19 protein-coding genes are annotated in these 21,225 nt (G+C 62.7%); 9 read left to right on the forward strand and 10 right to left on the reverse strand.

Annotated features, from left to right (window positions below):
- The first annotated feature begins 7 nt into the window (after nt 1-7).
- From J5274_RS20100 to J5274_RS20130, 7 genes are read left to right on the forward strand one after another with little or no spacing between them, the layout of a single operon-like run.
- Complete coding sequence (locus J5274_RS20100) at nt 8-1,084, forward strand: Gfo/Idh/MocA family protein (protein ID WP_142832227.1); 1,077 nt, start codon at nt 8-10, stop codon at nt 1,082-1,084.
- The gene (locus tag J5274_RS20105) at nt 1,084-1,905 is read left to right on the forward strand and encodes a sugar phosphate isomerase/epimerase (protein ID WP_142832228.1); all 822 of its coding nucleotides are present in this window, start codon (nt 1,084-1,086) and stop codon (nt 1,903-1,905) included. The genes J5274_RS20100 and J5274_RS20105 overlap by 1 nt, the downstream gene beginning before the upstream one ends.
- Nucleotides 1,902-2,732 (forward strand): alpha/beta fold hydrolase, encoded by an 831-nt coding sequence (locus tag J5274_RS20110; RefSeq protein WP_219275551.1) that lies wholly within the window; start codon nt 1,902-1,904, stop codon nt 2,730-2,732. Before J5274_RS20105 ends, J5274_RS20110 begins: the two co-directional genes overlap by 4 nt.
- The gene (locus tag J5274_RS20115; protein ID WP_142832230.1) at nt 2,729-3,454 is read left to right on the forward strand and encodes a ribulose-phosphate 3-epimerase; all 726 of its coding nucleotides are present in this window, start codon (nt 2,729-2,731) and stop codon (nt 3,452-3,454) included. Before J5274_RS20110 ends, J5274_RS20115 begins: the two co-directional genes overlap by 4 nt.
- On the forward strand, nt 3,451-4,488 hold the full coding sequence (locus J5274_RS20120; protein WP_219275552.1) for an ROK family protein: 1,038 nt from the start codon (nt 3,451-3,453) through the stop codon (nt 4,486-4,488). Before J5274_RS20115 ends, J5274_RS20120 begins: the two co-directional genes overlap by 4 nt.
- Entirely contained in the window at nt 4,475-5,560 is a 1,086-nt protein-coding gene (locus tag J5274_RS20125; protein ID WP_209186308.1) for an ABC transporter ATP-binding protein, read from the forward strand. Before J5274_RS20120 ends, J5274_RS20125 begins: the two co-directional genes overlap by 14 nt.
- 53 nt (nt 5,561-5,613) lie before the next feature.
- The gene (locus J5274_RS20130) at nt 5,614-6,033 is read left to right on the forward strand and encodes a heme-binding protein (RefSeq protein ID WP_142832233.1); all 420 of its coding nucleotides are present in this window, start codon (nt 5,614-5,616) and stop codon (nt 6,031-6,033) included.
- A 406-nt stretch (nt 6,034-6,439) separates the two neighbouring features.
- Here J5274_RS20130 and J5274_RS20135 read toward each other — a convergent pair whose 3' ends face one another.
- From J5274_RS20135 to J5274_RS20150, 4 genes are all read right to left on the reverse strand, one after another.
- Nucleotides 6,440-6,979: an RES family NAD+ phosphorylase gene (locus tag J5274_RS20135; RefSeq protein WP_142832234.1), complete on the reverse strand. Its 540-nt coding sequence runs from the start codon at nt 6,977-6,979 to the stop codon at nt 6,440-6,442.
- Nucleotides 6,980-7,140: 161 nt separating this feature from the next.
- On the reverse strand, nt 7,141-8,484 hold the full coding sequence (gene glcF / locus J5274_RS20140) for a glycolate oxidase subunit GlcF (RefSeq protein WP_219275554.1): 1,344 nt from the start codon (nt 8,482-8,484) through the stop codon (nt 7,141-7,143).
- 31 nt (nt 8,485-8,515) lie between these two features.
- Nucleotides 8,516-9,712 (reverse strand): FAD-binding protein, encoded by a 1,197-nt coding sequence (locus J5274_RS20145; RefSeq protein ID WP_219275555.1) that lies wholly within the window; start codon nt 9,710-9,712, stop codon nt 8,516-8,518.
- Nucleotides 9,709-11,148, reverse strand: a complete 1,440-nt coding sequence (locus tag J5274_RS20150; protein WP_219275556.1) for an FAD-linked oxidase C-terminal domain-containing protein — start codon at nt 11,146-11,148, stop codon at nt 9,709-9,711. Before J5274_RS20150 ends, J5274_RS20145 begins: the two co-directional genes overlap by 4 nt.
- Nucleotides 11,149-11,329: 181 nt before the next feature.
- Here J5274_RS20150 and J5274_RS20155 point away from each other — a divergent pair, with 181 nt between their 5' ends.
- Together J5274_RS20155 and J5274_RS20160 are read left to right on the forward strand one after the other, a co-directional pair.
- Complete coding sequence (locus J5274_RS20155) at nt 11,330-12,226, forward strand: LysR family transcriptional regulator (protein WP_219275557.1); 897 nt, start codon at nt 11,330-11,332, stop codon at nt 12,224-12,226.
- A gap of 110 nt (nt 12,227-12,336) precedes the next feature.
- The gene (locus J5274_RS20160) at nt 12,337-14,499 is read left to right on the forward strand and encodes a malate synthase G (RefSeq protein ID WP_219275558.1); all 2,163 of its coding nucleotides are present in this window, start codon (nt 12,337-12,339) and stop codon (nt 14,497-14,499) included.
- 87 nt (nt 14,500-14,586) lie between these two features.
- Here J5274_RS20160 and J5274_RS20165 read toward each other — a convergent pair whose 3' ends face one another.
- The 6 genes from J5274_RS20165 to J5274_RS20190 all read right to left on the reverse strand — a co-directional run bounded on the left by J5274_RS20165 (nt 14,587) and on the right by J5274_RS20190 (nt 20,941).
- Nucleotides 14,587-15,618: an ABC transporter substrate-binding protein gene (locus J5274_RS20165; RefSeq protein ID WP_219275559.1), complete on the reverse strand. Its 1,032-nt coding sequence runs from the start codon at nt 15,616-15,618 to the stop codon at nt 14,587-14,589.
- A gap of 49 nt (nt 15,619-15,667) precedes the next feature.
- Nucleotides 15,668-16,438: an ABC transporter permease gene (locus tag J5274_RS20170; protein ID WP_219275560.1), complete on the reverse strand. Its 771-nt coding sequence runs from the start codon at nt 16,436-16,438 to the stop codon at nt 15,668-15,670.
- A complete protein-coding gene (locus tag J5274_RS20175; RefSeq protein ID WP_219275561.1) occupies nt 16,435-17,253 on the reverse strand; it encodes an ABC transporter ATP-binding protein in 819 nt (272 codons plus the stop codon). The genes J5274_RS20170 and J5274_RS20175 overlap by 4 nt, the downstream gene beginning before the upstream one ends.
- A 185-nt stretch (nt 17,254-17,438) precedes the next feature.
- Nucleotides 17,439-18,284: an ABC transporter permease gene (locus J5274_RS20180; RefSeq protein ID WP_219275562.1), complete on the reverse strand. Its 846-nt coding sequence runs from the start codon at nt 18,282-18,284 to the stop codon at nt 17,439-17,441.
- A 1-nt stretch (nt 18,285) separates the two neighbouring features.
- On the reverse strand, nt 18,286-19,233 hold the full coding sequence (locus J5274_RS20185) for an ABC transporter permease (RefSeq protein WP_219275563.1): 948 nt from the start codon (nt 19,231-19,233) through the stop codon (nt 18,286-18,288).
- A 130-nt stretch (nt 19,234-19,363) separates the two neighbouring features.
- Nucleotides 19,364-20,941 carry an ABC transporter substrate-binding protein gene (locus J5274_RS20190; protein ID WP_219275564.1) on the reverse strand — a complete coding sequence of 526 codons (1,578 nt, stop codon included), beginning with the start codon at nt 20,939-20,941 and terminating at the stop codon, nt 19,364-19,366.
- Between the last annotated feature and the right edge of the window lie 284 nt (nt 20,942-21,225).

Raw genomic sequence — 21,225 nt, forward strand, 5'->3', positions numbered from 1 at the left:
AAGTGCAATGATCGAGAAAGAACAGCGTCGATTGCGGGTGGGCGTTCTCGGCTGTGGGCCGATTGCCCAATTTGCCCATCTCGAATCTTGTGTGAAAGCGCGTAACGCCGATCTCTACGCAATCTGCGATGCAGCACCGGATCTCCTGGCGCGCATGGGTGCGACCTACGAGCCGCAGAAGATGTACGGCGACTACGACGCCATGCTGGCCGATCCCGAGCTCGAAGCCGTGATCGTCGCCACCTCCGATGCCTACCATGTGCCGATGTCGATCAAGGCTCTCGACGCAGGCAAGCATGTTCTCTGCGAAAAACCGATCGGCGTTTCCGTCGAGGAAGGCCAGCAGCTGGCCGATGCGGTGAAGCGCTCGGGCAAGATCCTGCAGGTCGGCCACATGAAGCGCTTCGATCCGGCTCTGGAAGCGGCGCGCGACTTCGTGCGCGACGATATCGGCCAGATCTTCGCGCTCAAGGCCTGGTACTGCGATTCCACGCACCGCTACACCAACACCGACGCCGTCCAGCCGCTGCCGGTAACCAGCAAGCTGGCACGCAAGCCGGGCGGTAATCCGAAGGCCGATCTTCGGCAGTATTTCATGCTGGCGCACGGCTCTCATCTGGTCGATACGGCGCGCTTTTTCTGCGGCGAACTGGTCGCGGTCCGGGCACGCCTGCTGGAGCGAGCCGGTGCCTATTGCTGGTTCGTCGAAACCGAATTTGCCAACGGAGCGCTCGGCCATCTCGATCTGACCGTTGCCGTCAGGATGGATTGGCACGAGGGCTTCCAGCTCTATGGCGAGCACGGGTCCGTTCTCGCCAAGACCTTCAATCCCTGGTATTTCCGCGCCAGCGAGGTCGATATCTTCCACGAGAAGGACGCGACCACCCGCAGGCCTCTGGGCGCCGATGGGCATTTCTTCCGCCGCCAGCTGGAGGGTCTCGCCGATACGGTTCTGACCGGGGCTCCGATGCGCGGCGCCAATGTCGATGACGGCATTGCCTCGATCCGTGCCATGGTCGCCATTGCCCGTTCGGTTGAAACCGGCGAACGCGTCAAAATCGCATCCGTGACGGGATCGGTCTGATGCAGGTCGGTATCTTCGCCAAGACCTTTCCGGGGACAGATCCGCTTGCCGTCCTGTCGGCGGTCGCCGGCAACGGCTATTCAGCGACGCAGTTCAATCTTGCCTGCTGCGGCCTGCCATCGATGCCGGACGCCGTGCCGGAGAGCACTATCACCGCCATCCGGACGGCTGCCGAGACGAGTGGCGTCTCGCTGGTGGCGCTGTCCGGGACCTATAACATGGCCCATCCGGACCCTGCCGTCAGACAGGCCGGGCTGAGGCAGCTGGAGGTCGTGATCAGAACTGCTGCGGCGCTTGCCATTCCGCTGGTCACGCTCTGCACAGGCAGCCGCAACCCTGTCGATCAGTGGGCGCACCACCCGGACAATGCCGATCCTTCCGCCTGGGCCGACATGGCCCTGGAGATGGCCAAGGCCTTGGCACTGGCCGAAGGCTATGGCGTCATGCTCGGCATCGAGCCTGAGCAGGCGAACATCGTGACCTCGGCAGAAGATGCCATGCGACTGATCGCCGAGATGGGATCGCGCAAGCTGCACATCGTCCTCGATCCCGCCAACCTGTTCGAGGCGGCCACGCCTGACGAGGCGCGATCCATCGTGGCGCGAGCGGTCGATACGGCTGCCGGACACGTCGCCATGGCGCACGCCAAGGACCGCCATGCGGATGGTAGCTTTGCCACTGCCGGCAAGGGCGTCGTGGATTTCGGCGATTTCCTCGCCCGCCTTAAAGCCTCCGGCTTCGACGGGGCCCTCGTTACCCATGGGCTCGCGGCCGATGAGGCCTCCGGCGTTGCAGCCTTCCTGAAGGGAATGGTCGGATGAGCGAGCCAGTCTATCTCACCCGCGACGATGCCGAGCTTGCCGTCTTCGACTTCGGCAACGGTCCGCCGGTGCTCTTCCAGCACGGGCTGGGAGGCAGTGACGCGCAGGTGGCGCAGGCCTTTCCCGACGGCCGCGGCTTCAGGCGCCTGACTGTGGAATGTCGCGGCCATGGCAGCTCGTCGCTCGGCAGCCGGCGGCCGTTTTCAATCGCCATGTTTGCCGACGACGTTCTCGCGGCTGCCGATCGGTGCGGCATCGAGCGCCTCGCCGTCGGCGGTATTTCCATGGGCGCCGCCATCGCGCTCCATCTGGCCCATTTCCACAAGGACCGCATCGCAGCTCTGGTGTTGGTGCGGCCAGCCTGGACCTTCGATGCCGCGCCCGAAAACATGGCGCCGATCCGCACTGTCGGCAAACTCATCCTTACTCATCCGCTCGAGCAAGCACGCGACCTATTTGTCGCCTCAGAGACGGGGTCCGACCTTCAACGGGACGCGCCGGACAATTTCGCATCCCTGCTCGGCTATTTCGATCGACCTGACGCTGCCGCCTTCGCAAAGGTACTCGTCGATATCGCAAGCGACGGACCGGACGTGACCAAGACCTCGGCCGCTGCGCTTGACGTTCCGACGCTTGTCATCGGCAACCGGCAGGACGCTATCCATCCGCTGTCATCAGCCGAAACGCTTGCGGCCACAATTCCAGGCGCCGCCTTCGTCGAGGTCGCCGCCAAGGCTGCCGACAAGGCCCGTCATTTCGCAGAGACCCAAAGCGCCATCTCGCAATTCCTCTCCTCTGAAACCCTCCGGAGCCGTTTCGCATCATGATCACGAAGACCCTCTCTGGCCCCGCCGCCATCGCCGCCCTCCCCCGCGACCGCCTGCTCGGCGAATTCTCACTCTGGTCGGCCGATCTTATAAACATGGAAACCGATCTCAAACGGATCGAGGATCACGTCGACCTGCATCATATCGACGTTGCGGATGCGCGCTTTACCCCGGGCTTCCTGTTCTTCCCCGATCTCGTGGCCCGCATTGCCAAGTCCACCGCAAAGCCCATCCACGTTCACTTGATGGTCGAAGCCGAGATCGTCGAGGAGCAGACCCGTCAGTTCATCGAGGCCGGTGCCGACCTCATCAGCGTCCATGCGGAAAACGGCGAGGCCGGTCTTCGGGCATTGGCGATCGCCAAGGAAATGGGCGCAGCCGGCGGTGTTGTCCTGCGGCTGGAGACGCCGGTGGAAGCGGTCAAGCCGTTCCTGCCGCATGTTGCCTTCGTGACGTTGCTCGGAACGTCCATCGGCGTGAAAGGTCAGAGCCTGTCGGAAAAGGCATGTGATCGGCTGATCGAGGCGCGCGCGCTCATCCGCGCTGCCGGTCGTGAAGCCGAAATCGTCCTTGCCGCAGATGGTGGCATTCGCGAACAGACCGTGCCGCTTCTGCGCGCTGCTGGCGCCGAGACAGTCGTCCTGGGGTCGCTGGCCTTTGGCGACAAGGATCTGGCCGCCCGGATGAAATGGCTGCATGCCCTGGAAAGCCACGCCCAGTGACAGACGCCGCCCTCGCATTCGACCTCGGTGGAACGGAGCTGCGGGCCGCGATGGTGAACCGCGCGGGCGACCTGCTGTCATTCCTGTCGGTGCCAACGCTGGCAGCGGACGGGCCGCGTGCCGTCATCGGACAGATGCAGGCGCTAGCCGCCGAGATCAGGGGGCAAACGCCAAACATCGAACCGATCGGCGTCGGTGTCGGTGCTCCCGGGCCGCTCGATCCCGTTTCCGGCATCGTCATCGCGCCGCCGACCCTCACCGGCTGGCATGACGTGCCGCTCGCAGACATCCTGCTGGAGCACTTCAAGCTGCCGGTCTGGCTCGAGAACGACGCCAACGCCGCCGCTCTGGGCGAGTGGCGATACGGCGCCGGCAGAGGCGCGGCCTCCATGGTCTTTGCCACCGTTTCGACCGGTATCGGTGGCGGCGTCATCGCCGATGGCCGTATCCTGCACGGGCGACGGGGGCTTGCGGCTGAAATCGGCCATATGACGATCACCAACGAGGGAGCGCGCTGCTTTTGCGGCGCGATCGGCTGCTTCGAAGCCTTGGCCTCGGGCACCGCGCTCGGCCGAAGGGCGACCACCGGCACGCGGCCTTTCGACGGATCCATGATGCGGGCGCTGTCGGCCGATGGCGATGTCACCGGCCGGCATGTCGTCGATGCGGCACGCCGGGGTGATCGGCAGGCGCTGGAGATGCTGGCGGTCGAAGCTCGCTGGCTTGGCATCGGTCTCACCAATCTGCTGCACCTCTATTCGCCGGACATCATTGTCGTCGGCGGTGGCATCTCCCACGGCTTCGATATGCTGCATGCACAGATCAAGGCCACGGTCGCCGAGCGTGCCATGTCCGCCTACCGCGACGTTCCGATTGTCGCGGCCCAACTCGGTCGTCACGCCGGGCTGATCGGGGCGGCGAGCCTGGTCCTGCACAGCGAGGACAGGGATACCGCCACGTTTGCGGCCCAACCGAACAATTCAGGCGGGGACAGTCCCGCCAGCACAACGGAGGCTCGTCATGGCCAATCTTAAACTGCGCGACGCTCGCAAGGCCTATGGTGCGGTCGAAGTCATCAAGGGCATCGACCTCGACGTCGTCGACCGCGAATTCGTGGTGTTCGTTGGGCCATCGGGCTGTGGCAAGTCCACCCTGCTGCGGATGATCGCCGGTCTCGAGAATATCACCGGCGGCGATCTTGTCATCGATGGTGTCCGGGCGAACGATATCGATCCCTCCGAGCGTGGGCTGGCCATGGTGTTCCAGTCCTATGCGCTATACCCGCACATGACGGTGGCGGAAAACATGGGCTTTGCACTCCGGATCGCCGGCATCCCGGTCAGTGAGCGCGACGCCAAGGTCAACGCGGCAGCCAAGGTCCTGGAGCTCTCGCACCTGCTCGACCGGCGACCCAAAGATCTGTCCGGCGGGCAGCGCCAGCGCGTTGCCATCGGCCGGGCCATCGTCCGCAACCCGAAGATCTTCCTGTTCGACGAGCCGCTGTCCAATCTCGACGCCGCCTTGCGCGTCAACATGCGTCTCGAACTGATGCGTCTGCACCAGACGCTGGAAGCGACGATGATCTATGTCACCCATGACCAGATAGAGGCGATGACCATGGCCGACAAGATCGTCGTGCTGAATGCCGGCCGCATCGAGCAGGTGGGATCGCCGCTCGATCTCTACAATCACCCGGCCAATATCTTTGTTGCCGGCTTCATCGGCTCGCCGAAGATGAACCTGCTGCCGGTCCGCGTCGATGCCATTGGTCCGGTTGGCGTGACGGTGGTTGCTTTGGACGGTGTTGAGATACCCGTCGCTGTCGCCCCTGGCGAGATCAAGGTTGGCGATGAAATCACGCTCGGGATCCGGCCGGAGCATATCCGTATCGGCGAGACCGGTCAGTTCGACGGCAAGGCTATCCTTGCCGAACGGCTTGGCGGATTGACGGTCTTTCACGTCGACATCTCGCCTGACATATCACTTGTGGTACAGACGGATGGCGCTGACAAAACCGCCCTCCATGCCCCGATCAAGCTCGGCATAGAGCCGCACAACTGCCATCTCTTCGACAAGGCCGGGAAGGCTCTCGCCAAGTTGAACTGACAAGGACCGCTCGCCATGCGATCGGTCATTCCTTCGAAATCGAGGTAAGAGACATGACATTCACACGCGAAACCCTGACCCTCAGCCATGCCGGCGCGTTGCAGGCCGTATCGGCCGCAGTCGACAAGGCCGTCGCGATGGGCGTGCCCCAGTGCATCCACATCGTCGATGCCAGCGGCGAGACGATCGCCAGCCTGCGCATGGACGGCGCCAAATATCTCAGCATGCACACCGCCCGCGCCAAGGCCCGCACCGCGGCGTCGATCAACGCGCCGACGGGCGGCATGGCCTTTGAATTCGGGGCCGCCGCCGGCATCGCCTCCCAGGGCGGCGTCACCCACCTGCCGGGCGGCCTGCCGATCCGTTTCGCCGGCAAGCTTGCAGGCGCCATCGGCATCGGTTCCGGCAGCGGCGACCAGGATTTCGAAGTCGCCCGCGCCGCGCTCGCCGCCATCGGCGCAGATCCGGTCTGAGGATTTGCTGGCGTTAGCAGCTGAAAGACCTGCTAACGCAGACCGCCGTCACGCGGTGCACGACCGATGGCGAGGAGTTTGCGACATGTTTGCTTCCAATTCGCGCCGGATGACGTTCGTAGCTGTCTCGGCATTATTTCTCGTAAGTTGGGGTATCGCCGCTGCTAACGAGGTCAAAGTAATTCCACGACCGCCAAAGCAAGGTGCCGCGAGCACGTCCGCCGCTGCGTCCCGGGATCAGTCGGCGCACATCGGTATCAGGTGCGGTGTCTCCGGACGAAATGGCAAGGACGGGAAAGCCGGCGTAGAACCTTGCGCAAACTGAGTTTATCTTTGCCGACAGGCGAATGATCGCTCCCAGGCCCTAGCGGCGGGTCGAGGACATCAACGGGGCATCCGCTTGTGATCAAAGACCCCAAACGGGTCCATCGGCAGTGAGCTCAATAGGCACCGGCGGACCACAGACGTCAACAGTGGGGCCGCCGAGTTGATTCCAGCGGAACAGGTTCAGGTGCCACCCGCCCGGGATAAGGCGCGATCTGTCGATAATTCCATCAGCTCCGGCGCGCCGGGCTATGTCTGCGTTGTGCCAGGAGGGTGGCTCCCGACCCTCCGACAACGCAGTTTGCCAGGACTCATTTGACAATTCTCGATCGATACCAAGCTGACTGCAAGCATTCTCGTCATGTTGATCGAGCACAAGAGCTTCGCCGACGTGAAGCGGGACAACGACGCGTGGCCGACTGTCCTGACGCATGTATCCGGCTATCGCCATAACGGCCCATTCGAAGGTCGCGCTCGTATAAAGTGTTGGCTCTCCGTGCCGGTGATAACGACCTGCATGCGTCCCAATGGGAGGTTCCAGCACGTGGTCAACACGATCCAACAAAACAGAACGGAAGAAGCGTCCGGAAATCTTCCTAAAGTGACCTTGGATCTCGATCATGCCGTTACTCATTTTAGCCAACCGACGGCAAACCGATGAATTATCCCGAGATTAAGACGGTCGAGTGACGCGCGTAGAAGCGCCCAATATCTACCATGTGATCCAAAATGGCCCTGCTGTCGGTCCTCGCGTGTGACCTTTCACGCGATTGCGCCCTAAACCTATGACGAAAGCGGCCCTTGAACCTGATCTACCAGTCCAGCCAACCCTCGCAGCTTTTGCGGGACATCGCCGCCATAGGCCCAGTCCAGCAGTTCTATCGTGTGCAGGATCGGGGTTGCGGTGCCGGTGGCGATCTGGGTGATGCAGCCGATGTTTCCGGTGGCGATGATATCGGCGCGGGTGGCTTCGAGATTGCGCACCTTGCGGGCCTTGAGCTGGCCGGAAATGACGGGCTGCATGATGTTGTAGGTGCCGGCCGAGCCGCAGCAGAGATGACCTTCGGCGGGATCCTTCACGGTAAAGCCAGCAGCTTTCAGCAGCAGCTTCGGCGCGGTGGTGATCTTCTGGCCATGCTGCATCGAGCAGGCGGAATGATAGGCGACGGCGATGCCCTTTGGCTGCTGTCGCGGGAGATCCAGCCCTGACAGATATTCGGTGATGTCCTTGGTCAGCGCCGAGACCCGGGCCGCCTTTTCTGCGTAGGCCGGGTCGAGCCGCAGCATATGGCCGTAGTCCTTGATCGTCGTGCCGCAGCCGGAGGCGGTGATGATGATGGCATCGAGGCCACCCCGGTCGATTTCGCCGACCCAGACGTCGACATTGGCGCGCGCCTGCACCAGCGCCTGATGCTCGCGGCCCATATGGTGGACAAGCGAGCCGCAGCATACCTCGCCGGCTGGTACCACGACCTCGACGCCGAGCCGCGTCAGCAGCCGGATCGTCGCCGCGTTGATCGCCGGATCGAGCACCGGTTGCGCACATCCCGTCAGGATCGCCACGCGACCGCGCTTTTCAGCCTTTGGGACATGGGTGCCGGGTTTTGCGAATGACGAGGACGGCGGGATGGCGCGGGGTGCGAGGTCGAGCATCGCTGCAAAAGGCAGCAGCGCCGGCACGCGCCGAAGCAGCGAGGCAAACGGTCGCCCCAGCCTGGCGAGACCGAGCGCCAGCCTGAAGCGGCGGGGGTAAGGCAGGACGGATGCCAGCAGGTTGCGGATCATCCGGTCCATCAGCGGCCGCTTGTAAGTTTCCTCGATATGGGCACGGGCGTGGTCGATAAGGTGGGTATAGTCGACACCGGACGGACAGGTGGTGACGCAGGCGAGGCACGACAGGCAGCGGTCGATGTGGGTCACCACTTCGGCGTCGGCAGCCCGGCCGTTTTCCAGCATGTCCTTGATCAGGTAGATCCTGCCGCGCGGGCTATCGAGCTCGTTGCCGAGCGTCACATAGGTCGGACAGGTGGCGGTGCAGAAGCCGCAATGGACGCATTTTCGCAGGATTTGCTCCGAAAAAGCAACGCTCGGATTTGTCAGCTGTTCGGCGGTGAAATTGGTCTGCATCGGATCTTTCGCTGATGGGGAACGTCACCGCTCATCCCATCTTCCCTGGATTGAATATGCCTGCCGGATCGAATTTCTGTTTGATACGCGCCGAGAGAAGCGCCACCGCTGGCTGCTGCGGCTCGAAGGCGGCGTTTTGCGCGCGGGCCTCCGCCGTTGCGCGCAGCAATGTCGCGTGACCGCCGCCGGCATTGGCGATGTGACGGCGCAGTACGGCGCCATCCGGCTCGGCTTCCATCCGCAGCCAGACCAGGCCGCCCTGCCAGTCGTAGAAGGCATCGACTCCGGCCTCCTGCCTGAGAGCCGCGACCAGCAGATGTCCGGCGCTGGGGGCAACGGAGACACGCCAGACGGGCCGCATCGTGCCGTCGGCAAAGGGCAGGACATCGCGTATCGCGCGCCACAAGGCTTTGCTTTCGGTTTCCTGCATCTGGCTGACGGGGCCGAAGCCTGCCATGGCGCGATTGAGTTTCTCCATCCGCACGTCGACGGATGCGGCGAGGCCCTCGATGCGCAATACCATTGCGGAATGTGTTGACCAGGCGGCGGGCGCGAATTTCGAGGCGACCGTGACCGGCAGATGTGCGGCGCCCGATACCTCGACCGACAGCGCCATGGCGGCGGCCATCGCCTTGGTCGCTGCTTCATCCGTGAGGTCGGAAACAATGAGCGTCTGCTCCGTTTTGGGGCTCGGCGGTACGCGAAAAGTGATCTCGGTCAGAAGGCCAAGCGTGCCGTGCGACCCCGCCATCAGTTTCGGAAGATCCAGCCCGGTGACATTCTTCATCACCCGCCCGCCCGCCTTGACGATCTCGCCGCGGCCGTTGATGAAACGCACGCCAAGCAGGCTGTCGCGGGCGGCCCCTGCGAGGATGCGACGCGGGCCGGACGCATTGGCAGCAAAGATGCCGCCGATGGTCGGAACCCCGGTAGTTGCCATCAGGGGGGAATGGTTCATGGGCTCGAAGGCCATCATCTGGTGGCTGGCAAACAGCGCCGCCTCGATCTCCTCGACCGGAGTGCCGGCACGCGCCGTCATCACCATCTCGCCGGGATTATAGGCGACGATGCCGGTCATGCCGCGCGACGTCAGTACTGATTGGCTGGAAAATGCATTGCCGAAACCGGCGCGGCTGTTGCCACCGACGATCGCCAGTGCATGGCCTTGCGAGGCGTGGTCGCGGATGATGGTGGCGGCTTCCTCTTCCGTGGTCGGGATAAGCGTCATCGGGCGGCGCGTCCATCGAGGGGGAAGACCTTGGAGGGGTTGAGAAGCCAGCCTTCGTCGAAGGCGCTGCGGGCTGCCATCATCTGGGCGAGGTCGACCTCGGCATATTGATGCCGCATAAGGTCGCGTTTCTCGATGCCGACCCCGTGCTCGCCGGTCAGACAGCCGCCTGCATCGACGCAGAGCCTCAGGATGTCCATGCCGGCCGCCTCGGCGTCGGCGGATTCCTTCGGGTCGTTGGCATTGAACAGGATCAGCGGATGCATGTTGCCATCGCCGGCATGGAAGACATTGGCGACCCTGAGGCCGTAGCGCGCAACGATCTCGCCGGTCTTCTGCAGCACGTAGGACAACTGGCTGAGTGGCACCGTGCCGTCCATGCAGATATAGTCGGCAATGCGGCCCGTGGCGCCGAAAGCCGATTTGCGGCCCTTCCAGATCAACGCCGCTTCGGTGGCCGACTGGCATTCCCGGACCGTCTTCACCTGATGCCGGCCGGCGATCTCGACGATGCTCCTCAGCATCAGATCCATCTCGGCCTCCGATCCCTCGACCTCGACGATCAGCAGCGCCCCGACATCGAGCGGATAGCCGGCATGGGCGAAGGCTTCGCAGATCTCTATGGCCTGCTTGTCCATGAATTCCATGGCAACGGGGATGATGCCTGACGCGATGACCTCGGAAACGCAGGCCCCGGCATGTTCCGACGTGTCGAAGCCGAACAGCACGGGCCGCGCACCCTCGGGCTTGGCAATCAGCCGCACCGTCGCCTCGGTGACGATGCCGAGCTGGCCTTCCGAGCCGCAGACGAGGCCGAGGAGATCGTAGCCGGATGCATCGAGCGCCTTGCCGCCGAGCGTGATGACGGTGCCATCGACGAGCACCATGGTGACGCCGAGCAGGTTATTGGTCGTCACGCCGTATTTCAGACAGTGCGCGCCGCCGGAATTCATGGCGATATTGCCGCCGATGGTGCAGGCGAGTTGCGAGCTCGGGTCCGGGGCGTAGAAGAAGCCGTCGCCGGAGACGCGTTCGGAAATGCTGAGATTGGTGACGCCGGCCTGGACGGTGGCGGTGCGGTTGTCAAAGTCGATATCGAGGATGGCGTTCATCTTCGACAGGCCGATGACGACGGCGTCTTCCTGCGGAATGGCCCCGCCGGAGAGCGAGGTGCCCGCGCCGCGCGGCACGACCGGGATACCGTTTCGGTGGCAGTAGGCGAGCACGGCGGCCACATCGTCAGTCGTGCGCGGCAAAGCCACGGCCAGCGGCATGCGCCTGTAGGAAACGAAGGCGTCCGTCTCGAAGGGCATGAGTTCGCGCGGCTCGTGGATGAGGCACTCCGGCGGCAGGAGACCGACGAGCTCGGCAACGATCTCCGCGCGTCGGGCCAGGACATCCGGCCGCAGCGTCAGGAACTCGATCGCATCAGTCATGGCGCCCTCCTCAGCGACACCCAGAAGCTTCATGTCTAGCATATCCGACATTCTTGCCAAGCGGTGAATAGTGCAAAGGACTTTTGCAAAGGCGGAACAAATGTCCTATCGAAGAAGCCCTCGCACGCCCGGAAATTCCGGCTCGTCGGGGGCACGAACAGGATAGGACGGCGATCTCCGAATGATCAATCTCCATGACCTTCAGATCTTCATTGCAGTCGTCTCGAGCGGCAGCATGTCCGATGCCGGTCGCGCGCATGGGCTTTCGCCGGCAGTGGTTTCGAAACGCATCAAACGGCTGGAAGACCAGCTTGGAACGCGGCTGCTGCAGCGGACAACGCGGCAGCTGTCGCTGACGGAGATAGGCCAAGGCTTCTACGACCGGGGGCTCGCAATCCTGGCGGGGCTGGAGGATGCCGAGTCCTACATCGCCGGTCGTTCTGCGGAAACACAGGGCACCCTCAAGATTTCGGCGCCGACCTCCTTCGGCCGCATGCATGTCGCGCCGAACCTAAAGGCCTTCATGGCCCGATACCCCAATCTGGCGATAAACCTCGTCCTGACCGACGAGATGACGGATATCGTCGGTGGCGGTTTCGATGTTGCCATCCGCATCGCGGAGCTGATCGATTCCAGCCTCGTAGCACGACGGCTGGCACCGGTGCGGCGAGTGCTGTGCGCCTCGCCGGCCTACATCGCCGAACACGGCGCGCCATCCAATATCGACGATCTCGACCGCCATACCTGCATTCCCGCCCATAACAACGATGCCTGGCGGCTCGAGGGGCCGAACGGGCATGTGACGCTGAGACCCGAGGGCATGCTCAATACCAACTCCAGCGAGGTGATCCGCGAGGCGGTGATCGCCGGGCTGGGGATTGCCCTGCGCTCGACATGGGATGTCGGTCAGGAGTTGAAGCAGGGCAGGCTCGTGCAGGTCCTTCCGCAGTTCGAGGGATCGCAGAATGTGGCGCTTTCCGCCGTATACCCCAGCCGCCAACATCTTCCGTCCAAGGTGCGCCTGTTCATCGACTTTCTCGCCGACCTCTATGGCCCCTTCCCCTACTGGGAGCTTTAGCCCGGGCCGTTATTTCTCAGATGGCATAAATGTTATTCACTATCGCCGAATTGACTAGGTGAGTTCGTCGCCGCTAACTACGCTCCATGCGAATTTCAGGAGCGAGCGACATGAAGCGGATTGACAAGAACGGACTGCAGATCGATGCAGCGCTGCACGATTTCCTGGTCGACGAGGCCTTGCCCGGCTCAAGCGTTGCGGCCGATGCGTTCTTTGCCGGCTTTTCCGCTATCGTCCACGATCTCGCCCCGAAGAACCGGGCGCTGCTTTCCCGCCGCGACGAACTGCAGCTTCAGATCGACGAGTGGTATCGCAAGAACGGCGCGCCCTCCGACATGGAGGCCTACCAGGCTTTCCTGCGCCAGATTGGCTACTTGCTCCCGGAAGGTCCGGATTTCACCGTCTCCACCGACCACGTCGACGCGGAGATCGCCACCATCGCCGGGCCGCAGTTGGTCGTGCCGGTCATGAACGCACGCTATGCGCTGAATGCTGCCAACGCCCGCTGGGGCTCGCTCTACGACGCTCTCTACGGCACCGATGCGATCCCGGAGAGCGACGGGGCCGACAAGGGCAAGGGCTACAATCCAACGCGCGGTGCCAAAGTGATCGCCTGGGTCCGTGACTTCCTCGATGCGGCCGTGCCGCTCTCCGGTGCCAGCTGGAAGGATGTCACGGGGTTCGCCGTCGTCGACGGAAAGCTTGGCGTTACAGCGGCCGGTGGAAAGCCGCTTGGGCTGGCCAGCGCCGCGCAGTTTGCCGGCTATCTCGGAGACAGCGCCGCGCCGACCCACCTGCTTTTGAAGAACAACGGCATCCACATCGAGATCGTCATCGATGCGACGACGGCGATCGGCAAGAGCGACGCCGGCCACATCTCCGATGTCCGACTGGAATCGGCGATCACTGCGATCATGGATTGCGAGGATTCCATTGCCGCCGTCGACGCCGAGGACAAGACGGCTGTCTATCGCAACTGGCTGGGGCTGATGAAGGGCGATCTCACCGAAGAGGTGCAAAAGGGCGGCAAGACGTTCACCCGTCGGCTCAACCCGGATGTCTCCTACACGGCGCCGGATGGAACAGGCGTCCTCGTCCACGCCCGCTCGCTGATGCTGATCCGTAATGTCGGCCACCTCATGACCAATCCGGCCATTCTCGATCGCGACGGGCACGAGGTCCCGGAGGGCATCATGGATGCCGCCATCACAGCGCTGATCGCCCTTCACGACATCGGCCCCAACGGACGGCACCAGAATTCGCGCGAGGATTCCATGTACGTCGTCAAGCCGAAGATGCACGGGCCGGAAGAAGTGGCCTTCGCCGCCGAGATCTTCTCGCGCGTCGAGGACGTGCTCGGCATGCCGCGCAACACCATCAAAATGGGCATCATGGACGAGGAGCGCCGCACCACCATCAATCTGAAGGAGTGCATCCGGGCGGCCCGCGAGCGCGTGGTGTTCATCAACACAGGCTTCCTCGACCGCACCGGCGACGAGATCCACACCTCGATGGAAGCAGGCCCGATGATCCGCAAGGGCGACATGAAGCAGGCCGCCTGGATCGCCGCCTACGAGAACTGGAATGTCGATATCGGTCTTGCCTGCGGCCTGTCCGGCCATGCGCAGATCGGCAAGGGCATGTGGGCCATGCCGGACCTGATGGCTGCGATGCTAGAGCAGAAGATCGTCCATCCCAAGGCCGGCGCCAACACAGCCTGGGTGCCATCGCCGACAGCCGCCACGCTGCATGCCACGCACTACCATCGCGTCAATGTCGCAACCGTCCAGCAAGGACTGAAGGAGCGCGCCCGCGCCAAGCTGTCCGATATCCTTTCCGTTCCGGTCGCCGTCAGGCCGAACTGGACGCCGGAGGAAATTCAGCACGAACTCGACAACAATGCTCAAGGCATCCTCGGCTATGTCGTGCGCTGGGTGGACCAGGGCATCGGCTGCTCGAAGGTGCCCGACATCAACAATGTCGGCCTGATGGAAGATCGCGCGACGCTGCGCATCTCCGCCCAGCACATGGCCAACTGGCTGCACCACAAGGTGGTGAGCGAGAGCCAGATCATTGAGACCATGCGGCGGATGGCTGAAGTCGTCGACCGTCAGAATGCAGGCGATTCGCTCTACCGGCCGATGGCAAAGGACTACGATGCCTCCATCGCGTTCCAGGCGGCGCTTGAACTGGTGCTCGAAGGCCGCACTCAGCCGAACGGCTACACCGAGCCTGTCCTGCACCGCCGGCGGATCGCGCTGAAGGCCGCGTGATCCCATAGCTGCTGCCAGAGTGGGCGGTGGGTTTCTGCTCCACTCTGGCATTCACTTCAGGCTAACGTTCCATGATCTCCGGGCCGGTCAAGTCTTCGCCGCCTTGGCAAATGTCGGATCGAAGGTCTTGCTGAAGGGAACATCGGCATTGGCAAGTCCTGGATCGAGCGTCTTCAGCACGCCCATCATCGACTCGTAGCCTTCCTTGGTGACCAGACCATCCAGCGAGTACATCTCCTTCGAGTTCTTGAAGGCCTGCATGTACAGATCGCGGTTACCCAGCTGGTATTCCGTTGGCACGACGCTGGCCACATCCTCGGGGCTGGCCTGCCCGATCCATTTCAATGCCTTCATAAACGCGTTGACGGTGCGTTGCGTCGTCACCGGATTGGCAATGGCGAAGTCCTTCTTGAGGTAGACAGTCGCAGCCGGGTTGGGGCCGCCGAACAGGGACCGGGTGCCGGCCTCTGTGCGCGTATCGAGGAGAATGGCGATGTCGTTGTCGTATTGCAGCTGCGCGATGACAGGATCGACATGCGATATGGCATCGATCTGACCGCTCTTGAAGGCTGCGAGTGCCGCTGCCCCTCCGCCGATCCCGATCAGCGAGGCATCGTCGGCCTTCAATCCGCTCTTCAGCATCGCGTACTGGAACATCAGCGCTGTCGAGGAGCCGGGCGCGGTGATGCCGACCTTGCGCCCCTTCATGTCGGCCATCGACTTTATCTCGCCGGCGAGATCCTTGCGCACGGCAATGACGATACCGGGGAAGCGGCCGAGATTGCAGATCCCGACGATATCCTGTCCCTTGTTCTGCATGCGGATCGTGTGCTCGTAGGCACCAGCGACGATATCGAGCGAACCGCCGACCAGACCCTCGAGAGACTTCGAGCCGCCCGAAAAATCATTGATCGTGACGTTCAGGCCTTCTTCCTTGAAGAAGCCCTTGCGTTCCGCAATTGTCAGCGGCAGGTAGTACAACAGCGGCTTGCCGCCCACCCCTATAGATACGTCGGTCTTTTCAGGCTTGGCGTCCTGTGCCATCGCCGAGGGGATGCCGTTGAGAGATGCGCCGAATATCGCCCCCGTCGTTCCGATCAGAAAAGTCCTGCGTTTCATGTCTGCTCCTTGGTTTCGGTTTCGCTACAGCGGTAGGCGGAAATTGAACTCATTGGCCCCGCCAGGCCAAAAGTCGGCGTTCCACGACAGTCACCAGACCGTCGACGATCAAGACGAACGCCATCAGCACGAACATGCCGGCAAAGACGCCGGTCACGTCGAACACCCCCTCGGCCTGTTGGATCAGATATCCAAGGCCGGCGGATGAACCGAGATATTCGCCGACAACTGCGCCAACCACAGCGAAGCCCACCGAGGTGTGCAGGCTGGAGAACATCCATGACAGGGCGGAGGGCAGGTAGACGTGGCGAAGCAATTGCCGTTCGTTCATGCCGAGCATTCGGGCATTGGCGAGGATCGGCTGGCTCACCTCCTTGACGCCCTGATAGACATTGAAAAACACGATGAAGAACACCAGGGTGAAGCCAAGCGCCACCTTGGACCAGATGCCGAGACCGAACCACAATGCGAAGATCGGCGCCAGCACGACGCGGGGCAAGGCGTTCGCAGCCTTGACATAGGGATCGAAGACCGCAGCGAGCATCGGTTGCCGGGCAAACCAGAAGCCCAGAAAAACACCGCCGAAAGAGCCGAGCAGAAAGGCAAGCGTGGCTTCAGATAGCGTGATCCAGAGATGGTACCAGATCGAGCCGCTCGCAAACCAATCAACTATGCGCAACAACACTTTCCACGGATCGGCAAAGAAAAATGCCATCGTTTTTGGGTTTCCGAACAGCGTTGTGGTGGTTGCCACGTGCCAGGTCGCCAGGATGATGGCGGCGACCAGTACCTGCAGGGAGAAGAGAAGCACGCGGTTCATCGGCCAGCCCCGCTCGTCTGCCGGTAGGCAGTCATGACCTCGTCGCGCAGCGCCTCCCAGATCTCGCGGTGAAGCTCATTGAACGTCGCGTCGTGGCGGATATCGGCAATCTCGCGCGGGCGGGCGAGCGGCACCCTGAAATCACCGATAATCCGCGACCGTGGGCCGGCCGACATGATCAACACCCTGTCGGCAAGGGCAATCGCCTCATCCAGATCGTGGGTGACAAACAAGACAGCCTTGCGATCCTCCGACCAGAGTTTCAGCAGCAGATCTCCCATGATCAGGCGTGTCTGGGCATCGAGCGGGCCGAAGGGCTCGTCCATCAGCAGGATCTTCGGGTTGCGGATCAGGACCTGCGCCAGGCCGGTGCGCTTGCGCTGGCCGCCGGAGAGCGTTGCCGGGAAGCGGTCGGCGAAAGCACCGAGCCCGACGCGCTCCAGCCATTCGAGCGCCATCCGCCGGGCGTCGCTCGAGGGTATACCTGCAACCTCTTGGCCGATCGCGACGTTTTCGAGAACCGTCTTCCATGGCATAAGGGCATCTTGCTGGAAGAGATAGCCTGCTTCGCGGTTCAGGCCCTTCAGTGGTTTTCCAAATATTTCCACCGATCCCGAGGCAGGCGCGAGAAGGCCGGCCACGGCGTTGAGAAGCGTGGACTTGCCGCATCCCGTCGGTCCGACGATGGCCAGGAATTCATGCTCGTCTATGTCGAGATTGGTCTGAGCGACGGCTTCGTATTGCTTCTTGCCGACGTGGCCAAACGAAATCGCCACGTTCTTCAGACTGACTGCCCTCGGGGTCCCTGACGTCATGCCATGAGTTCCTCTCTCGACTGCCGCTTAGCGTTCCAGGAACTTGGCGCGCGTATTTGCTTCATGAAATCAAAGCCCCATTCTGCCGTCAAGCTCGTCGGCGGACCATAGCCGAGACATTGTTGGCAAATTATGTCAGCTCTATCCCGTGGTAGCGAGGCAGAAGAAAGGCGCTTTCTCGTGCATCAGCGGCTTGCGTTGCGTGGATCGAGCAGGTCGCGTAGGCCGTCCCCGAGCATGTTGAAGCCGAATACGGATAGGGCGATGGCAAGGCCGGGGAGGATGGCAAGCCAGGGGGCCAGCGCCAGATAGGTCTGCGCGTCGGCCAGCATCCGCCCCCACGTCGGGGCCGGCGGGGAAAGTCCCAGCCCCAGGAAACTGAACCCTGCCTCGGTCAGGATCGCAAGGCCCAGCTGGATGGTTATCTGGACGATGATCTGGCTGGCGATATTCGGCAGCACGTGCCGGAGGGAGATGGACAGGCGGGTATTGCCGAGCGCGCGGGCGGCGAGAACGTAATCCCGGCTCCAGGCCTGCAGGGCGCCTGCCATGCTGACGCGGGCAAAGACCGGGATCATGAAGGTGGCGATCGCCAGGATCGCTGTCAAACGACCGGGTCCGAGAAAAGCCCCGAGCAGCATCGCCGACAGGATCGGCGGCAGGGCGAAGACCACGTCGCACACCCGCATCGTCACGGATTCGAAGGCGCCGCGCAGGGCCGCCGCGGTAATGCCGATGACAGAGCCGAGCGTGCCGCCGATGGCGACCGAGACGATGGCGATCGACAGGGAGTTCCAGCAGCCGACCATCAGCATCGACAGCACGTCGCGTCCGAACTGGTCGGTGCCGAGCAGGCCGTAGGCGAGTGGCGGCTGCAGCTTGTGGGCGATTTGCATTTTGGCTGGCAACGCCGGTGTCCAGACAAGCGACAAGAGCGCCACCGCAATCAGCAGCAAAACAAGGGTGGCGCCGGCAACGAGAGCTTTTCGCCGGCGGTAGGGGCCTGTTTCCTGGAAAAAGGCGGCCACCATCTCAGCCTCTTTTTCGCAGGCGAGGATCGATCGCCAGATAGGAGAGGTCGACGAGGAAGTTCATGACGATCACGAGCGTTGCAAAGAACAGCACGACATCCTGCAGCACGATGACGTCGCGTTGCGATAGAGCCTGTAACGCCAGCCTTCCGAGGCCCGGCAGGTTGAAGACGTTTTCGACGAGAACGGCACCCGCCACCAGGAAGGTGAATTGCAACCCGAGCACCGTCAGGATGGGGATCATCGCATTCGGCACGGAATGTCGCCAGAGCACGGCGCTGTCGGAGAGGCCCTTTGCCCTTGCCGTCCGGGTGAAATCCTCGTGCGTGGTCTCGATCACAGCTGCTCTGGTGACGCGGGTCAGCACCCCCGCCTGCGGCAGCGCCAGGGCAACGGCCGGCATCAGCAGTGCCTTGACGGCAGCCCAGAAGCCGCCGTTCCAACCGGGAAAGCCACCCGACGGCATCAGCCCGAGCGTGGTGGAAAACAGCATGATCAGCAACAGCGCCACCCAGAAGGCAGGTACGGCGATGCTGACCTCGGCGATAACAGAGGCGAGCCAGTCGAACAGCCCACCCCGGCGCGATGCGGCGAGCGCGCCGAGCGGAATGGCGATGGTCATGGAGATGAGGATGGCACCGAGTGCCAGCGGCAACGTGACGGCCAGTCGTTCGACGATGAGGCCGGCGACGGGGACAGCGTAGGTCGAGGACTGGCCAAGATCCCCCGTTGCAACGCCGGCCAGCCAATGGCCGTAGCGGAGCGGCAGAGGCTGGTCGAGGCCAAGCTGGTGGCGCAGCGAGGCAAGGGTTTCCGGCGAGGCAGAGGTGCCGAGCATGATCGAGGCCTGGTCGCCCGGCATGAGGTCGACCACGGTGAAGAGCAGCAGCGAGACAATCATCAGGGTCGCGAGGAGGCCGGCAAGGCGCCGCGCAATGAGTGCGATCAAGCGGTCACTCCCGGCCGGCGTGGGTGGGCGAGCAACGGTGTGCCATCTGGCCCCGATACGCTCGGCGATGAGGATGGCAATACCATCGGCTGTTCAAGCGTCCTGATGCCGGTTTGGGCCACGCCTGCTCTCACTCTTCCCAGAAAACATTGGTGAGAACGTTCGACGGGACAGGCTCGTTTTCCCATAGCCCCTTGAGCTTCCTGTTCCAGACGCCGAGCTTCGGCATGACGAAGAGAAAGAGCGCCGGCACATCGTCTGCGAGAATGGTCTGGGCCTTGCCATAGATCTCGGCCTGTTCGGCGGGATCGGTGGTTTCCTGCACCTTCTTCATCAAGGCGTCGAAGGCCGGGTTTCGATAGTTGAAGTAGTAGGGATCGCGCGAATAGATGTCGATGTCCATCGGCTCCGCATGGGCGACGATGGTCATCTGGTAGTTTCGGTCCTGCATAACATCCTGCACCCACTTGGCCGGAAATTCGGTGGTCTCGATGGTGACAGTCACGCCGATGTCCGCCAGCATCGCCTGGATGATCTCCGCACTGCGCGAAGCGTAGGCCATCTGCGGCGACTTGATGGTGAAGGAAAAGCCCTGGCCATAGCCGGCATCGGCGAGCAGCGCCCTCGCCTTCTGCGGATCGTATGGCCACCTGGCGGTCAGGTCGAGAAAGCCCGGATCGTTCGGCGTGTAGTGGCTGCCGATGGGGGTGCCGAGGCCAGACCAGGCGCCGTCGACGACCGTCTTGCGGTCGATCGCCATCATCAGCGCCTGCCGGACGCGCTTGTCGTCGAAGGGCTTCTGGCTGTTGTTCATGCCGGCCACGACCTTGAGTTCGGTGTTGCCGATCCTGGTCACAAGCGCCTCGTTGCCTGCGAAGGAAGCCATCAGCTCCGGTGCCGCAAATTCCGGAATGGCATCGACGCCGCCGGATTTCAACGCCGCGGCCTGGGCCTGCGGATCGGAGATGAACCGGAATGTCACCTTGTCCAGCCTCACAGACACCGCCTTGTTCCAGTAGTTGTCGTTCCTTTCCAGCTCGACCCTGTCGCCCTTCGCCCAGCTGACGAACCTGAACGGGCCGGTGCCGATCGGTCGGGTCCTGTCGTCTGCGGCCGAATTGGGTGCCACCATGACAGCAGCCGGCCAGCCGAGCCAGGAGAGCAGGCTGCCCGTCGGTGCCGACAGATGCAGCACAAGGGTTTGCGGGTCCGGCGTGTCGATTGAGGCGATGGTGGTGAAAAACCGCTTTTGCGGATTGACCGAGCTGCTGCCACGGGCGCGATCCAGGGTGAATTTGGCGGTTGTCGAATCAAATGGCTGGCCGTCGTGGAATTTGACGCCGGATTGCAGATGGAACGTATAGGTCAGGCCGTCCGGCGAGATCTCCCAGCCTTTGGCCAGCTGCGGCTGCACCCTGCCGGCCTCGTCTATCGCGACCAGTCCCTCGAAGATGTTCTGCCAGCTGACCTGGCCGATGGCGACGGGAGCGGCGATGGTCGGGTCGAGGCCAGAAGGCTCGATCGTCATGCCGAGATCGAGCGAGTTTTTCGCCGCCTCTGCAGGCGCAAGACCGAAAATAAGAAGGCTGGTGGAAACTGCTCCCCAGATTGCCAGACGTCGAGCCGGTCGAATCAACGATGCTCGCGGGACCGTCTTCAGATGCGATCCTGCACACGCGTCGCGCCTTGCTCTCGTCCAATTCCTCATGGAGATTCTTTCCTTGACGGCGATATCTGGAAAGCTACAGCGGAATTTGCGGGTCGATGCAAGTCCGCTGACACACGGGAGGTCGCGCCATGCCATCCTGGAGGCATCCGTTCCCATGCTGCACCGCGAAAGGATGTGACTTGCAACCCCCTCCGCGATGGTATATCGAACTGTACGGTTCGGTTCGATATTTAACTGTATGGCTTTTGTGGGTCATTGCATTTGCAGGCTTGTTCGGCTCCGTCGGCGTGACGGCGTTCACGCTATAAAGATTTAAGCGGCAC

Source organism: Rhizobium sp. L51/94 (genome assembly GCF_019355555.1).
In the GTDB taxonomy this organism is placed as follows: Bacteria; Pseudomonadota; Alphaproteobacteria; order Rhizobiales; family Rhizobiaceae; genus Rhizobium; species Rhizobium rhododendri.

Excerpts from the sequence above, each read along its gene's own strand:
- J5274_RS20100 (WP_142832227.1), top strand. The coding sequence starts at position 8 with ATGATCGAGAAAGAACAGCGTCGATTGCGGGTGGGCGTTCTCGGCTGT.
- J5274_RS20105 (WP_142832228.1), top strand. The coding sequence starts at position 1,084 with ATGCAGGTCGGTATCTTCGCCAAGACCTTTCCGGGGACAGATCCGCTT.
- J5274_RS20110 (WP_219275551.1), top strand. The coding sequence starts at position 1,902 with ATGAGCGAGCCAGTCTATCTCACCCGCGACGATGCCGAGCTTGCCGTC.
- J5274_RS20115 (WP_142832230.1), top strand. The coding sequence starts at position 2,729 with ATGATCACGAAGACCCTCTCTGGCCCCGCCGCCATCGCCGCCCTCCCC.
- J5274_RS20125 (WP_209186308.1), top strand. The coding sequence starts at position 4,475 with ATGGCCAATCTTAAACTGCGCGACGCTCGCAAGGCCTATGGTGCGGTC.
- J5274_RS20130 (WP_142832233.1), top strand. The coding sequence starts at position 5,614 with ATGACATTCACACGCGAAACCCTGACCCTCAGCCATGCCGGCGCGTTG.
- J5274_RS20135 (WP_142832234.1), bottom strand. The coding sequence starts at position 6,979 with ATGATCGAGATCCAAGGTCACTTTAGGAAGATTTCCGGACGCTTCTTC.
- glcF (WP_219275554.1), bottom strand. The coding sequence starts at position 8,484 with ATGCAGACCAATTTCACCGCCGAACAGCTGACAAATCCGAGCGTTGCT.
- J5274_RS20145 (WP_219275555.1), bottom strand. The coding sequence starts at position 9,712 with ATGACGCTTATCCCGACCACGGAAGAGGAAGCCGCCACCATCATCCGC.
- J5274_RS20150 (WP_219275556.1), bottom strand. The coding sequence starts at position 11,148 with ATGACTGATGCGATCGAGTTCCTGACGCTGCGGCCGGATGTCCTGGCC.
- J5274_RS20155 (WP_219275557.1), top strand. The coding sequence starts at position 11,330 with ATGATCAATCTCCATGACCTTCAGATCTTCATTGCAGTCGTCTCGAGC.
- J5274_RS20160 (WP_219275558.1), top strand. The coding sequence starts at position 12,337 with ATGAAGCGGATTGACAAGAACGGACTGCAGATCGATGCAGCGCTGCAC.
- J5274_RS20165 (WP_219275559.1), bottom strand. The coding sequence starts at position 15,618 with ATGAAACGCAGGACTTTTCTGATCGGAACGACGGGGGCGATATTCGGC.
- J5274_RS20170 (WP_219275560.1), bottom strand. The coding sequence starts at position 16,438 with ATGAACCGCGTGCTTCTCTTCTCCCTGCAGGTACTGGTCGCCGCCATC.
- J5274_RS20175 (WP_219275561.1), bottom strand. The coding sequence starts at position 17,253 with ATGACGTCAGGGACCCCGAGGGCAGTCAGTCTGAAGAACGTGGCGATT.
- J5274_RS20180 (WP_219275562.1), bottom strand. The coding sequence starts at position 18,284 with ATGGTGGCCGCCTTTTTCCAGGAAACAGGCCCCTACCGCCGGCGAAAA.
- J5274_RS20190 (WP_219275564.1), bottom strand. The coding sequence starts at position 20,941 with ATGAGGAATTGGACGAGAGCAAGGCGCGACGCGTGTGCAGGATCGCAT.